We start from the raw sequence: 13,733 nt of genomic DNA on the forward strand, positions 1-13,733 counted from the left end.
AAGCGTGAGAAACGGTCAGCCCGCGAGCGCCGGATAGTCGATGAATCCCTGGTGATCGCCGCCGAACGCGGTCGACCGCTCCATCGCGTTGAACGGCCCACCGGCCGCCAGTCGCGCCGGCAGATCCGGGTTGGCCAGGAACAACGCACCGTAAGAGATCAGGTCGGCGATGCCCTCGTCGATCAGGGCGAGCGCTTCCGGGCCGGTCGGCTGCGGGTGGGTGAACGGGTTCAGGATGAGCGTTCCCGGCCACTGCGCCCGCAGCCGGCGAGTCAGGTCGCGGTCCGGGCTCTCCACCACGTGCAGGTAAGCCAGCCCGAGCGGCGCCAGCCCGCCGAGCAGCGCGGTGTACAGCTCGTCGACCCGCTCCTCGGCCATGTCGTTGTAGGGGTTCGCCGGCGAGATCCGGATACCCACCCTCTCCCCGCCGATCGCGGCCGCCGCTGCGGCCGCGACCGCGATCGCGAACCGGCTGCGGCCTTCGACCGTTCCACCCCATTCATCGGTACGCCTATTCGCGCTGCTCGACAGGAACTGCTGAACGAGATACCCGTTCGCCCCGTGGATCTCGACACCGTCGAAGCCCGCCGCCACGGCGTTGCGTGCGGCCTCCGCGAAGTCGGCGACGGTCTGCTCGATCTCGCCGGTGGTGAGCTCCCGCGGCGTCTCGAACTCCTGCGCACCGGTGTGCGTGAAGATCTGCCCGGCCGGCTTCACGGCCGACGGACCGACCGGGTGCAGCCCGTCCGGCAGGATGTCCGGGTGCCCGATCCGCCCGGTGTGCATGAGCTGGGCGAAGATCACGCCGCCCTCAGCGTGCACCTTGTCGGTAACGGTGCGCCAGCCCGCGATCTGCTCCTCGGAGTGCAGGCCGGGCGTGTTGGTGTAGCCCTGCCCGATCACCGACGGCTGCGTACCCTCGGTGATGATCAGCCCGGCGCCGGCGCGCTGCGCGTAGTACGTCGCCACCATGTCGGTCGGGCTCAGCCCCGGACCGTACGCCCGGCTGCGCGTCATCGGCGCCATCACAATCCGGTTGGCCAGAGTCGTCCCAGCCAGGTCGTACGCGTCGAATGCGGTAGTCATGTCACGTCCTCGGTGGAGAGTGCCAGCTGGATGACCGGAAGTTCCCGGTCGGTCTTCTCCTGGCACCTGACAAGGGCCTACACCGTGCCGCCGCCGCAGACGATGGCGAGAACGGCGGTCAGGACGCCGGGGAAGCGTTGTTCCATCTCGGTGAGGCGCAGTTCGCAGCGGCGGAAGCGGCCCTCCTGGGTGACCCGGACCAGGCCGCTGGTGAGGAGAACGCCCAGATGATGCGAAAGCGTCGACATCGTGACGCTGACCTGGAAACGGCCGGTGACGACGCCGTTCGACGCCGCCAGCTGCCGGATCACCTCCAGGCGGACCGGGTCGGCGAGCGCGTCGAGCACGGTCGGCAGCTCGACGTCGTCGAGTGAGGGTGCCTGAGTGCCGCGCATGATCGCCCCTTGCCGTTGTCTTCCTGCCGCAAGAGTCGCACCGCCGAGCAGGAAAGTTCCTCAGTCTCCCAGGAAGCGGTCAGCCCAGGACCGGCCGGGCTTTGCGCGTACCCTCGCAAGGAGCGCAAGCGGCGCGCCTGGCGCGCCCGTCGGTGTATCGTGGCGACTTCCTTTCGTCGGTCACGGAGCGTGGTGATGGCGCTGCGCAGGACGCGCGACGTGCAGGTCGCGGCTACCCGGGCGAGCATTCTGGACGCCGCTGAGCGGCTCTTCGCGGAGCTCGGTGTGGCGGCGGTGTCGAGCCGGCAGATCAGCGAGGCTGCCGGGCAGGGCAACAACGCCGCTGTCGGTTATCACTTCGGGTCGAAGACCGACCTGGTCCGGGCGGTGATCCGGCGGCACGCGCTGCCGATGGAGGACGTGCGGCGAGCGCTGTTCGAGCAGCATCGCGACAGTGTCGAGCTGCGGGATTTCGTCACGTGTGTGGTGTGCCCCTACACCGAACATCTCGGGACGCTGGACGCGCCCACGTGGTACGCGCGATTCGCCGCCCAGGTGATCGCCGATCCGGGGTTGCGGCAGCTCGCGGCCGAGGAGTTGCGGGACGCGCCGATGCTCGCGGCGGTGAGTGAGGCGCTGCAGCGATGTCTGCCGGCGCTGCCGGACGAGGTGTGCCGGGAGCGGGAGGACATGGCGCACACGCTGATCGTGCACTTCTGTGCGCAGCGTGAGCGGGCCGGCACTCCTGATTGGACGGCGACCGCGACCAGTCTGGTGGACGCGGTGGAGGGCCTTTTCCAGGCACAACGGACTCTGAGGCACGGGGGCTGACTTTTCGTCATGCACGTGCTTTAAATTGTGCCCTGACTTCGCATGATCCCCGGCGAAAGGGCCCCGTCGTGTCCGCATTCATCCCCCACCGGCTCAAACCCGCGGACCTGGACGCGCTGCGTGCGCGTTACCGCGCGGAACGTGATCGCCGGATACGCCCGGATGGGGCGACCCAATATCAGCGGGCAGCCGGTGAGTTCGGGTACTACGCCGCTGATCCCTACACCGAGCGCGTTTCGCGCGACCCCGTGGAGGATCGCGTCGAGGCCGTCGTCATCGGCGGCGGGTTCGGCGGGCTGCTGAGCGGTGTCCGGTTGCGGCAGGCCGGCGTCCGGAGCCTGCGGATGATCGACGAGGCCGGCGATTTCGGCGGCACGTGGTACTGGAACCGGTACCCGGGCATCCACTGCGACATCGAGGCGACGGTCTACATGCCGTTGCTGGAAGAGGTCGGATACGTCCCGCAGTGGCGGTACGCGCCCGGCGAGGAGATCCGGCAGCACTGCATCGCATTGGCAAAGAAGTTCGATCTCTACGACGACGTGCTGTTCCATACGAGGGTGGTCGACCTCAAGTGGGACGATTCACAAGAAGAGTGGACTGTCACCACCGATCGCGGCGGTTCGTTTAAATCCCGCTATGTCGTCATCTCCTCCGGCACGCTCTCCCAGCCGAAACTCCCCGGCATCCCCGGCATCGAGGACTTCCAGGGTCACACCTTCCACACCAGCCGCTGGGACTACGGGTACACCGGCGGCGACCAGAACGGCGGCCTGCACAAGCTCGCCGGCAAGAAGGTCGCCGTGGTCGGCACCGGCGCCACCGGCATCCAGGTCGTCCCGCACCTGGCCCGCGACGCCGAGCACCTCTACGTCTTCCAGCGCACCCCGTCCTCGGTGGACGTCCGCGACAACCGGCGGACCGACCCCGAGTGGGCCGCCTCCCTGCAGCCCGGCTGGCAGCAGGAACGGATGGACAACTTCCTCACGATCGTCACCGGCGGGTACGCCGAGCACGACCTGATCGCCGACGGCTGGACCGGCACGGCCAAGCTGCAGCGGCAGATGCTGACCGGATCCGTCGACCCGAACCTGCCGGCCGCCGAGCGTGAGTACCTCGACGAGCTCGCCGACTTCCGCAAGATGGACGAGATCCGGGCCCGCGTCGACGCCGTCGTCGAGGACCCGGCCACCGCCGAGGCCCTCAAGCCCTGGTACCGCTACATGTGCAAGCGGCCCACGTTCAGCGACCACTACCTGCAGGCCTTCAACTCACCCGGGGTCACCCTGGTCGACACGGCGGACACCGGCGGCATCACCCGGATGACCGCCACGTCCATCGTGGTCGGTGACACCGAGTACGAGGTCGACTGCGTCATCTTCGCCACCGGTTTCGAGGTCGGCATCTCCGGCGTCATCTCCGGCACCCTGCCGGTGACCGGGCGCGGCGGTTTGCCGCTGCTCGGCCACTGGCGCAACGGCCCGCGCAGTCTGCACGGTTTCTACAGCCACGGCTTCCCCAACCTGTTCCACCTGGGCTCGCTGCAGAACGCCGCCTCGGTCAACTTCGTGCACGTGCTCCAGGAGCAGGCCACCCACATCGGCGCGCTGGTCGCCGAGGCCACCGCCCGGGGCGTCGGCAAGATCGAGCCCACCGCCGAGGCCGAGGAACGCTGGATCGCCACCATCCGGGAGACCGCACCGGTCAACGTTGACTTCCAGGCCGAGTGCACCCCCGGGTACTACAACGGCGAGGGCAACCCGCGCCCGGTCAACAACTCCTACGGCCCCGGTCCGGTCGCCTTCCACGACCTGCTGCGCCGCTGGCGTACCGAGGGTGGTTTCGACGAAGTGATGTGACCCGGAGTTTTTCCGAAAATAATCTGGAAGTCGTGTCCGAACCAGCTCCTGCCGTTCGAGGAGCTGGTAAAGACACGACTGAAGGAGATCACGATGACCCCGGACCAGACCACCCGCTCGCTTCTCGGTTACGGCGTTCTCGCCGGCGCGTTCTACGTCACCGTCAGCCTCGCGCAGGCGCTCACCCGCGACGGCTTCCGCCTGGACGAGCACGCCTGGAGCCTGCTCCAGAACGGCTCGCTCGGCTGGATCCAGATCACCAACTTCATCCTGACCGGTCTGATGACGGCCGTCGCGGCCTTCGGCCTGCGCCGGGCCGTGGGTGGCTGGGCTCCGCGACTGCTTCTTGGGTACGCCCTGAGCCTGATCGCCGCGGGCATCTTCACCGCCGATCCGGCACAGGGGTTCCCCGCCGGCACGCCGGAGACGACCACGGTGAGCTGGCACGGTCTGCTGCACTTCATGCTCGGCGGGATCGGCTTCCTCTGCCTGATCGCCGCGTGCCTGGTCCTCGGCTCCCGGTTCGCGCGCGAGGGGCACACCGGCCTGGCCTGGTTCTCCCGGGTCACCGGTGTCGTCTTCCTCGCCGCGTTCGCCGGCATCGCGAGCGGCTCGCACGGGCCGACGACACTGGCGTTCGTGGCCGCGGTGCTGCTCGCCTGGACCTGGCTCGCGACCGTTTCCGTCCACTACTACCGCGCTCTCGCCTGAGAGGATCCGGCCATGCGTTATCTGATGATCCTGAAAGCGGCCCCGCCGGCCGGCCCGCCGCCGCCCGGCCTGATGGAGGCGATCATGAAGCTCGGCGGCGACGCCACGGCGGCGGGCGTGCTGCTGGACACCGCCGGCCTGGCCCCCAGCGTCGCCGGCGCCCGGGTATCCCTCACGGGCGGCGACCTCAGCGTCACCGACGGCCCGTTCACCGAGGCGAAGGAGACGATCAGCTACGCGCTGTACGAGGTGCGCTCGAAAGAAGAGGCCGTCGAGTGGGCCTCCCGGTTCCTCGTCCTGCACCGGGACATGTGGCCGGGCTGGTCCGGCGACACCGAGATCCTCAAGGTGCTCGGCCCGGAGGACTTCGGCCCGGAGGACTTCGGCTGACGGTGGATCCCCATGTCGTGGTGGAGACGGTCTGGCGGATGGAGTCTGCCAAGATCGTCGCCACCCTGGCCCGGCTGGTCCGCGACGTCGGGCTGGCCGAGGAGCTCGCCCAGGACACCCTGGTCATCGCGCTCGAACAATGGCCCGCTGACGGCGTACCCGAGAATCCCGCGTCCTGGCTGATGGCGACCGCGAAGCACCGGGCCGTCGACCTGCTCCGCCGGCAGAGCCGGTACCGGGAGAAACTCGCCGAGATCGGCCGGTCCACGGCACCGCACGACGATCCCGATCTGGCGGCGGACGCCGACGACTACGTCCGTGACGACCTGCTGCGGCTGATCTTCACGACCTGCCATCCGGTGCTGTCCACCGAGTCCCGGGTGGCGCTCACCCTGCGGCTGCTCGGCGGGCTCAGCACCGGGGAGATCGCCCGCGCCTGCCTGGTGCCGGAACCGACGGTCGGCAAACGGATCACCCGGGCGAAGCGGACCCTCGCCGAGAAACGGGTGCCGATCGAGCTGCCGCCACCCGCCGAGGCCGCCGCCCGGCTCGCCTCGGTCCTCAAGGTCATCTATCTGATCTTCAACGAGGGGTACGCGGCGACCGCCGGCGACGACTGGACCCGGCCGGCGCTCTGCACCGAGGCGCTGCGCCTCGGCCGCATCCTGGCCGGGCTCGCGCCGGACGAGCCCGAGGTGCACGGCCTGGTCGCCCTGATGGAGCTCCAGTCGTCGCGGATCCCCGCGCGGACCACCGCGGACGGCGCCCCGGTGCTGCTCCAGGATCAGGACCGGCGCCGCTGGGACCGGCTGCTCGTCCGGCGCGGCCTGGACGCCCTGGCCCGCGCCGCGGGCACCTACGGCCCCTACGTCCTGCAGGCCGAGATCGCTGCCTGCCACGCCCGGGCGCGCACGCCCGGCGACACCGATTGGGTACGCGTAGCCGCCCTCTACGAAGTCCTGTCCTACGTCTCGCCGTCGCCGGTGGTGGACCTCAACCGGGCCGTGGCGATCGGGCACGCCGAGGGGCCGGCCCGCGCGCTCGCGATCGTCGACACCCTGGTGCTGCCGGGTTATCCGCTGCTCCCGGCCGTCCGCGGCGACCTCCTGGAGAAGCTGGGCCGCGCCGACGAGGCCCGCGCCGAGTTCCGCCGGGCCGCCGCGATGACCGGCAACGCCCGCGAGAGGAGCATCTTCACGGCGCGGGCAGGCGAATAGAAGTGATTTAGCCGATCTGCCGGGTTCAACCGTTTATACATGGGCATTCGGTCATATCGCTCAGTCGGCTGGGGAGGTAGCGCGTGTCCGGACCCGACAAGGCACTACCCGCGGACCCGCCACTGAGCAGCGCCGCGCTGCTGGACAGCATCCAGGAGGCGTACTTCGCGGTCGACCCCGGCGGGGTGATCCGCGGCTTCAACCGGGCCGCCCGGGAGCTGCTGGGCTTCACCACCTCGGAGGTGTACGAGCACCACCTGGACGAGACGCTGTCGCCCGAGTGCGACGGGGAACCGATCGCCCCGGCCCTGGAACGGCTGTTCGCGGCCGGCCCGGCCCGCCCGGTCGTCCGCGAGCTCACGGTCCGGCACCACGACGGCCACCGGGTGACCACCCGGGCTTCGCTGTCGGTGGCGCAGGGCACCTCCGGCGCTCTCGCTTGCGTGTTTCTCACCGACCTGTCCGCCGAGGTCACCGCCGACCGGGACGCGGGATTCCTGACGGCGCTGCTCGACAGCCTGTCCGTCGGCGTGATCGCGGTCGACGACGAGGGCAAGGTGATCGTGGTCAACCGGGCGCTGCGCCAGGTCCAGCACCGCGCGCCCACCGACGTTCCCCGGGCGATCCCGGACTACCTGTACGACACCTCGATGCGTCCCCTGACCTGGGAACAGACGCCGGTGATGCGGGCCCTTCGGGGCGAGCACGTCAGCGGCCTCGACCTGATGGCCCGTGCCCCGGACGACCGGCTGCTGACGTTCGCGTCGGCCGCGCAGCCGATCATCGGCCGCGACGGGCGGCGCCTCGGCGGGGTGGCGGTGGCGCACGAGGTCACCGCGTTACGACGGGCGGAACGATTCGGCTCCTGCCGCAAGGACGTCGAGCAGGCCCTGCGCGCGTCGTCGTCGATCGCCGAGGCCGCTCCGGCGGTGCTGAGCGCGGTCACCGCGGCGCTGGGCTGGCCGTGTGCGGAGTTGTTCGTCATCAACGAGGCCACCGGCGGGCTGCACGCGGTCGGGCACCACAGTCACACGGGTGCGGAGCCGGACGAGCTGTTCGGTCACACGCCCCGGCGAGGCCAGGGCGTCACCGGCCGGGTGTGGCAGACCGGGGAGGCCCTGTGGGTGCCGGACGTCAGCGCCCACGCCGACCTGGTCACCCCGTACGAGCAGGAGCGGGTCGAGATGTGCTCCCGGCACGGCATCCGGACCGCGCTGGCCGTCCCGGTCCGCGACGGGGGGACCCTGCTCGGGGTGCTCACCTGTTACTCCGGCCTGCCGGAGGTCGACGAGGAGCTGCTGACCCTGCTCCTCGACGGGGTCGCCGCGCAGATCGGTGTGTACGTCGCGCTGCGCCGTGCCGAGGAACTGGCCCGGCAGCTGCGCCGGTCGCAGGACGACTTCCTCGATCTGATCGGCCACGAGTTGCGGACCCCGCTCACCGCGATCACCGCGAACGTCGCCATGCTCACCGAGGAGGCCGTCGGTCTGGACCCGGAGCTGCGGCAGATGATGGACACCGTCGCCCGCAACACCGGGATGCTCCAGCGGATCGTCGACGCGCTGCTCGACCTGGCCGCCCTCGAATCCGGCCACGAGCAGCTCGCCGACGACCGGGTCGATCTGGCCGGGGTGGTCGCCGGCGCGGTCACCGCGATCCGGCTCACCGCCGCCGAAGCGGGAGTCCGGCTCAGCACGGACCTTCCGGAGCACCTGATGGTGCCGGGCGACGGGCCACGGCTCCGCCAGGTCGTCGACGACCTGTTGTCCAACGCGGTGAAGTACAGCCCGGCCGGCGCGGAGGTCAGCGTCGGCCTGCGCGTCGCCGGCCCCGGCGCCGAGCTGCACATCGCCGACCACGGCATCGGCACCCCGGCCGGCGAGCAGGACCAGGTCTTCGAACGCTTCTACCGGGCCAGCAACGTCCGCCATCACGGCGTACCCGGCAGCGGCCTCGGGCTCAGCCTGGCCCGCGCGATCGTGCGCCTGCACCACGGCACGATCACCCTGGCCGCGAACGAGCCGGTGGGCACCGTGGTCTCCGTACACCTGCCGTTCGATCCGTCACCGCGCTGACCCGCGCGCTGTCCAGGGCTCGCCGGGCCGTGCGAGACTGCGGCTTCCACCTGCGAGGGAGCCCGCGATGTTCGACCACTTCGTCTGGGAAGTCGTGATCTGTCCGGCCCTGATCGCCGTGGTGATCCGCTTGCTGGCCGATCGGCTGCGCCCCGAGGCCGCCGCGATCTTCCTGGTCACGTCGCTGGTCGCCACCGCGGCGGGCTGCCTGCTCACGCTCGCCGCGTTCGCGCTCAAGGCCGTCGCCGAGCTGCCGTTCGCCGCGTCACCGTTGAACATCTCCGCCGCCTACGTACGCGCCGACACCGCCCGCGAGCCGTGGGTGTCGTGGCTCTCCCTGGTGCTGCTGGTCGCCGCCGTCGCCGGCATCGTCCGGGTCTGGCGTACCCATCGCCGCGATGCGGCGTACGCCCGCCGGTTCGCCGGCCTGCCGGTCGCCGGGGACGGCGTCGTGCTGCTCGACGACGAGCGGGCCGAGGCGTTCGCGGTGCCCGGCGCGCCCGGCCGGATCGTCGTCACCACCGGCATGCGCGCGGCCCTCGACGACGCCCGGTACGCGGCCCTGCTCGCCCACGAACGCGCCCACCTGACCGCCCGGCATCACGTCATGGTGCTGCTCGTGCACCTGTCGGCCGCCGTCCACCCCGCGTTCCGCCTGCTGGTACGCCCCTTCGACTACCTGATCGAACGGGCCGCCGACGAACGGGCCGCCACCGAGGTCGACGACCGGCGGGTGGTCGCCCACGCCATCGGCGCCGCCGCGCTGGTGTCCGAGCACACCCACCGCGCCGGCAGCCTGCGGATCGCGCCGTCGCGCCGTGACCTGCGCCGGGCCGGAGCCGTGCCGCGCCGGGTGGCGTCGCTGATCGCCCCGCGCCGGGCCCGCTCACTGCTGCCGCTGCTGCTCCCGGCCGCGGTCGCCGCGTTCTCGCTGGCCTGGACCGCCGAGTGTGTGCTGGACCTGGGCGAGCTGCTGGTCGCGGCCCACCACTGAGCCTTTTTCACCGTGGCGAGGGCCTCGCATCCTGGCGCCGGACAACGGCCCGGCAGCCTCAGGCCCGATGCCAGGTTGAAAATTGCTCACTGAATCAGCTTTCGTCGTCCAGCAGCCGGCGCAACAGGTCCTCATCGCCCGGCCGTAACCCGGCCACGAACCGGCGCAGCACGGTGGCCCGATCCGTTCCGGCGCCGAGCGCCGCGTTCATCCGCTGCGCCGCCACCGAGGCCTCGTCGGTCAGTGGCGCGTACCGGAACGAGCGCCCGTCGCGGTACCGCGCGGCCATGCCCTTGTCGTGCATCCGGGTCAGGATCGTCACCACCGTGCTGTACGACAACGCCGAGGTCAGCCGGGCGAGGACATCGCGCGGGGTGAGCGGCTCGGACGCCGCGACGAGGACACGAAGCACCTCGGACTCGAGGGCGCCGGCCGGCCGGCGCGCCGGTGATTCCTCTTCGGGCGGCACCCCGGCAGCATAGCCGCCCGGCGATATCTCGAAGATCAGGAGTTGCTGGGAAAACCCCTTTGTTAGGAGTCCTTTCAGTACGACAGAATCGGCTGATGTTCTGGACCGCCACCTTCACCCGATACTTCGTCGCCCGGGCGGTCTCGGTCTTCGGCGACGCGATGCTGACCGTGGCCGCGGCCCTCGCCGTCGGCCAGGTGTACGGCGCCACCGGCGTCGGCGTGGTCCTCGCCGCCTGGATGGTGCCGTTCCTCGGGTTCATCCTGTTCGGCGGGGTGTTCGCGGACCGGATCGGCGCCCGCCCGCTGATGCTCGGCGCCGACGTCATCCGGACCGTGGCCCAGGCCGTCGTCGCGGTCGCGTTCTTCACCGGCACGCCCTCGCTGTGGCTGCTCGTCGTCTGCTCCGCGGTGAGCGGCACCGCCGCCGCGATGTTCCAGCCCGGCGTGAACGGCATCGTCCCGCAGGTGTCCACCGACCCGCACCGGGCCAACGCCACGATCCGGATGGCGAACGCGGTCGCCGAACTGCTCGGCCCGGCCGTGGCCGGCGTCCTGTTCGGATTCTTCGGCGCCGGCCCGGTCTACGCCGTCGACGCGGCGACCTTCGCGATCAGCGCGCTCTGCCTGGCCGGCCTGCGCGTCGACAAGGTCAGCCGGGCCGCGAACTCCACACTGGCGGACCTGCGGGACGGCTGGCACGAGTTCCGATCGCGGACCTGGATCTGGAGCGTCATTCTGGTCTGGGTGTTCTTCGGCGTCTTCCTGTTCGGCCCGCTCATCCCGCTCGGTGCGGTGCTGGTCAGTGAAGGGCTCGGCGCTCCCGCGTACGGATGGATGCAGTCGGCGGTCGGAGCCGGAACGATCCTCGGAGGTCTCGCCGCGCTGCGCCTCAAGGCGCAACGGCCGCTCGCGGCCGGCGCCGTCGTGCTGTTCGGTTTCATGCTGCTGCCGCTGGCGATCGCACTGCACACCGGTCTGCCGGTGCTGCTCATGGCGGCCGCGGTGAACGGGTTCGCCTGGGCGTTCTGGTCGATCCAGTGGCAGACCAGCGTGCAGACCCAGGTGCCGCCGGACGTGCTCAACCGGGTCACCTCCTACGAGGTGCTCGGCTCCACCGGCAGCCTGCCGATCGGACAGGCCCTGGCCGGCCCGGTCGCCGCGGCGGCCGGTGCGGAACGGGTCCTCGGCACCTCGGTCGTGGTCGGTGTGCTCGGCTGCGCGGCCCTGCTGCTGATTCCGGCCGTCCGGGGCCTGCGCCGTGCCGGAGAGGCCGACTACAGTGCCGGGAATGCGGCTGCTTCCGTCCCCCCGCCTGCTGCTGGCCGGTCTGATGCTGCCGGGTCTGCTGCTGCTCGCCGGGTGCGGCGCGGGGACCGGTGACTCACCGCCGCTCGATCTCAGCGTCACCGCCGAACAGTGGCGCGTCCACGAGGTCAACCGGCAGCTGGCGATCGCGCTGCACAACAACGGCCCGGTCCCGGTCCAGGTCAGACGGGTCGAGCCGGTCCTGCCGTCGTTCGACGGTGAGACCCCGGCCGACACCGATGCGGTGCTGCCGGTCGGCGGGCTCCGGGTCGATGTTCCCGTACCCTTCGGCACCGGAGGCTGCGCACCCACCCAGGCCGCGCCGTCGCAGGTGATCGTGGACGCGCGCCCGGAGGGCGCGACGGCCTGGCAGCGCGTCACGCTCGACCTGCCGAACCCCAACCCGCTGCTGGACAAGCTGCTTGCCATCGATTGCGCGGCCCAGAAGGTACGCGAGAGCGTGACGCTCCGCTTCGGCTCATGGCAGGACCTGGGTGCCGGCGGGGTGCGCGGCAGCCTCGTGGCCGAACGCACCGCCGCCGCCACCGGCACCATCCGGGTGACCGAATTGGACGGCAACGTGCTCTACCGCCTGGCGTTCCCCGGTTCGGTAGCAGCCGAGGTGACCGCCGCCCAGCCGGCGGCGGCCATCGACATCGTGGTGACGCCGCTGCGTTGCGACCCGCACGCGTTCGCCGAGGTGAAGAAGCCGTTCGAGTTCCCGGTGCACGTCGCCCTGGACGACGCCGAGCCGCTCGTCAGCACGGTGCCGGTGGACGAGGACGACAAGAGCGCCCTCGACACCATGCTGCGGCGGATCTGCAAGGTCCCTTGATTTTTTCAGGCTGATCGTGCGGCGAAGAACGACACCGCCTCGGCGAGAGCGAGGTCGGTCAGCTCCGGGTCGTGCCGCGGGCCGACATCCCGCATGAACGCGTGCTCACCACCCCGGTAGACGTGCAACTCGACGTCGTCGTGCCCGGCCGCATAGAGCGCTTCGACGATCCGCAACCGGGCGTCCGCCGGCACATGCGGATCGTTCGACCCGAAAACGATCAGCAACCGCCCCGCGATGTCGCCCGCCCGCGCGAGCGAACCGGCGTCGTCGGCACCGAGCGACCCGTTCTGCAGCCCGGTCGGATAGAAGCAGACGGTAGCCTCCACCCGCTGATCAAAAGCGGCCCGGAACGCCAGATGCCCGCCGAGACAGAACCCGGTGGCATACAACGCGGTGACGTCGTCCCGAGCCGCCATCCAGTCAAGAACAGCCACCCGGTCAGCATCGAACGCCGCCGTAGTGGTCGCCGCCGCGGCGTCGAGCCCCGCCTTCTTCCCGGCGTCGTCGAACTCCAGCGCCACCCCGGCAACCGCCCCGTGCGGATAGATCTCCGGCACCACCACGACAAACCCGGAGGCCGCCAGCCGTCGCGCGGTCCGCAGCGTCGACTCGGTCAGCTGAAAGATGTCGGTGTAGAGCAGCACCCCGGGCCACCGCCCACCACCGACGGGCGCGATCACAGCCGTCCGGATCCCCCCGGCCGCCGACGGCACCGAGACAACGTCCTCAACCAGTTTCATGATCCGGACCCTACTTCCACAACCAGACACCAGCCCCCAACTCCCCCACCTGTCCCCCACCGACGCAGAGGCCAGAGCCAAATCCCACCCGGCTGGCTGGGCTGGACTCGGCTCGACTCGGCTCGGCTGGACTCGGCTCGACTCGGCTCGGCTGGACTGGACTGGCTTAGCTATCACAAGGCACCTGAGACAGCACCGGGAGCCAGCCGGACCCTGTAGCCGGGGTGGATCAGGTCGCACACAACGCCACCGTGTGCCCGAGTCCACGCCCTGGCCGTGACGAAGTCACACAGACCGCAACCGTGCGCCCCCGTCCACGCTGGACCGAGCTTCCGTGCGCCCCCGTCCACGCTGAACCGAGAATCCGTGCGCCCCGTCCACGCGCCACGTTGCTCCAAGCCCACGGTGTGCCTTCACCCTGCTTCTCCGGAACCGCAGAAGGCAGCCGCGAGCCCGCCGCCACGACGAGCGCGCCCGGGTAGGCCAGCCCCACAGTGCGTGTCGACTTCAGGCGCAATCCGCACCCGTAGTCGACACAGTTCCGACCGTTCGCTGTGCCCATCCCCAGATTCGTGGCGACGCGGGCGCCCCAGGCCGTTGGCCCTCCCACTAAGGAGCCGGCAAACAATCGGCGGCCGAGACCCGCGCCAAAGTCCGCGACACCAACGTCACGCCGCCACCACTTCACCGCCGTGCCATCGCCAGCTGCGGCTGCGGCCGCGGCTGCCGATCTTGAGTGATTCTCAACATCAGAACGTGCAAAGTCGCTCAAGATCCAGAGACCGCCCGTGAGCCCGCCAATGCCGGTGCCGGTGCCGGTG

13 protein-coding genes are annotated in these 13,733 nt (G+C 70.6%); 9 read left to right on the forward strand and 4 right to left on the reverse strand.

All coding sequences use genetic code 11. The features are described from left to right. Positions 1-15 precede the first annotated feature (15 nt). On the reverse strand, positions 16-1,086 hold the full coding sequence (locus B0I29_RS23620) for an alkene reductase (protein ID WP_111651226.1): 1,071 nt from the start codon (positions 1,084-1,086) through the stop codon (positions 16-18). 77 nt (positions 1,087-1,163) lie between these two features. Beyond that, positions 1,164-1,481 (reverse strand): ArsR/SmtB family transcription factor, encoded by a 318-nt coding sequence (locus tag B0I29_RS23625; RefSeq protein WP_111651227.1) that lies wholly within the window; start codon positions 1,479-1,481, stop codon positions 1,164-1,166. Positions 1,482-1,676: 195 nt separating this feature from the next. On the opposite strand from B0I29_RS23625, the gene B0I29_RS47505 reads away from it, so the two are divergent. The 7 genes from B0I29_RS47505 to B0I29_RS23660 all read left to right on the forward strand — a co-directional run bounded on the left by B0I29_RS47505 (position 1,677) and on the right by B0I29_RS23660 (position 9,558). Beyond that, positions 1,677-2,312 carry a TetR/AcrR family transcriptional regulator gene (locus B0I29_RS47505; protein WP_111651228.1) on the forward strand — a complete coding sequence of 212 codons (636 nt, stop codon included), beginning with the start codon at positions 1,677-1,679 and terminating at the stop codon, positions 2,310-2,312. A gap of 68 nt (positions 2,313-2,380) precedes the next feature. Then, complete coding sequence (locus B0I29_RS23635; RefSeq protein ID WP_111651229.1) at positions 2,381-4,171, forward strand: flavin-containing monooxygenase; 1,791 nt, start codon at positions 2,381-2,383, stop codon at positions 4,169-4,171. A 93-nt stretch (positions 4,172-4,264) separates the two neighbouring features. Further along, positions 4,265-4,882, forward strand: coding sequence for a DUF998 domain-containing protein (locus tag B0I29_RS23640; protein WP_111651230.1), 618 nt, complete (start codon positions 4,265-4,267; stop codon positions 4,880-4,882). A 12-nt stretch (positions 4,883-4,894) separates the two neighbouring features. Then, the gene (locus B0I29_RS23645; RefSeq protein ID WP_111651231.1) at positions 4,895-5,272 is read left to right on the forward strand and encodes a YciI family protein; all 378 of its coding nucleotides are present in this window, start codon (positions 4,895-4,897) and stop codon (positions 5,270-5,272) included. 2 nt (positions 5,273-5,274) lie between these two features. Continuing rightward, entirely contained in the window at positions 5,275-6,489 is a 1,215-nt protein-coding gene (locus B0I29_RS23650; RefSeq protein ID WP_375790651.1) for an RNA polymerase sigma factor, read from the forward strand. Between the two features lie 83 nt (positions 6,490-6,572). Continuing rightward, positions 6,573-8,564 (forward strand): PAS domain-containing sensor histidine kinase, encoded by a 1,992-nt coding sequence (locus tag B0I29_RS23655; RefSeq protein WP_245972699.1) that lies wholly within the window; start codon positions 6,573-6,575, stop codon positions 8,562-8,564. Positions 8,565-8,631: 67 nt separating this feature from the next. Next, positions 8,632-9,558 (forward strand): M56 family metallopeptidase, encoded by a 927-nt coding sequence (locus B0I29_RS23660; RefSeq protein ID WP_111651232.1) that lies wholly within the window; start codon positions 8,632-8,634, stop codon positions 9,556-9,558. Between the two features lie 94 nt (positions 9,559-9,652). Here the strand turns inward: B0I29_RS23660 and B0I29_RS23670 are convergent, their stop codons facing one another. After that, on the reverse strand, positions 9,653-10,027 hold the full coding sequence (locus B0I29_RS23670) for a BlaI/MecI/CopY family transcriptional regulator (protein WP_111651233.1): 375 nt from the start codon (positions 10,025-10,027) through the stop codon (positions 9,653-9,655). 95 nt (positions 10,028-10,122) lie between these two features. Here B0I29_RS23670 and B0I29_RS23675 point away from each other — a divergent pair, with 95 nt between their 5' ends. Together B0I29_RS23675 and B0I29_RS23680 are read left to right on the forward strand one after the other, a co-directional pair. Then, on the forward strand, positions 10,123-11,409 hold the full coding sequence (locus B0I29_RS23675) for an MFS transporter (protein ID WP_111651234.1): 1,287 nt from the start codon (positions 10,123-10,125) through the stop codon (positions 11,407-11,409). Continuing rightward, positions 11,318-12,169 (forward strand): hypothetical protein, encoded by an 852-nt coding sequence (locus tag B0I29_RS23680; protein ID WP_146616877.1) that lies wholly within the window; start codon positions 11,318-11,320, stop codon positions 12,167-12,169. The genes B0I29_RS23675 and B0I29_RS23680 overlap by 92 nt, the downstream gene beginning before the upstream one ends. Before the next feature lie 5 nt (positions 12,170-12,174). On the opposite strand, the gene B0I29_RS23685 is transcribed toward B0I29_RS23680, so the two are convergent. Continuing rightward, complete coding sequence (locus B0I29_RS23685) at positions 12,175-12,912, reverse strand: dienelactone hydrolase family protein (RefSeq protein ID WP_111651236.1); 738 nt, start codon at positions 12,910-12,912, stop codon at positions 12,175-12,177. Between the last annotated feature and the right edge of the window lie 821 nt (positions 12,913-13,733).

It is taken from the genome of Actinoplanes lutulentus (genome assembly GCF_003259845.1).
Classification (GTDB): Bacteria; Actinomycetota; Actinomycetes; order Mycobacteriales; family Micromonosporaceae; genus Actinoplanes; species Actinoplanes lutulentus.